General features: G+C 30.9%; 1 protein-coding gene and 1 pseudogene. Both read right to left on the bottom strand.

Going from position 1 to position 601, the window contains the following annotated elements:
- A partial coding sequence (locus tag LS69_RS10125; protein ID WP_138124730.1) for a hypothetical protein occupies nt 1-278 on the bottom strand: 278 nt, incomplete at its 3' end.
- A gap of 8 nt (nt 279-286) precedes the next feature.
- A pseudogene (locus LS69_RS10120) lies at nt 287-601 on the bottom strand (hypothetical protein); the annotation flags it as partial.

The following is a 601-nucleotide window of genomic DNA, read 5'->3' as shown; positions in this document are numbered from 1 at the left end:
TAAGAAGAATTGGGGTGGGAATTGTTAGAATGGGAAGGATTGGAAGAAGAATTAGAATGGGAAGAATTAGGATTAATGGTTAGGGTTAGGGAGGGATTGTTTAAAAAGGCTTTGGTGTTGGCAGAATCTTCTTTTAGAAAACTTGGAATATTGCCTTCAATTCCCATTTCTCGATGCTCTCCTCGAAGTAAATTTCCATACGGGCTTTCCCCTAATAATTCTTCATATTTTTGTTCCAAAAGGAATTTCCCAAAACCTTTCCAACTTATTTCTTCCATAATATCTCCTAGTATTTATGTATAAACATTGTTTTAAGCTTTCCCATAATTTTTTGTTCTTCTTCTTTATTGGATAAATAGCCTAATGATTTTCCGCTTTTATCAAACGCTTCTACTTTTTCTTCTTTATCTATAATAATTTTATACCACAATAGACCATTTTCTCTAAAAATATAAAGATTCCCCGCCGATTCATTATCTTGAAAATAACCCTGAATTTTTAGATTCCCATTTTCATAAAACATTTCTTGGATTCCATCAAATTGTCCATTTTTTAGACAATATTTTGCCTCTAAATTTCCATTTTCATAATAAAATAATGA

This window comes from Helicobacter sp. MIT 05-5294 (assembly GCF_000765675.1).
Lineage (GTDB): Bacteria > Campylobacterota > Campylobacteria > Campylobacterales > Helicobacteraceae > Helicobacter_D.
This window is presented reverse-complemented; position numbering and strand designations above follow the sequence as displayed.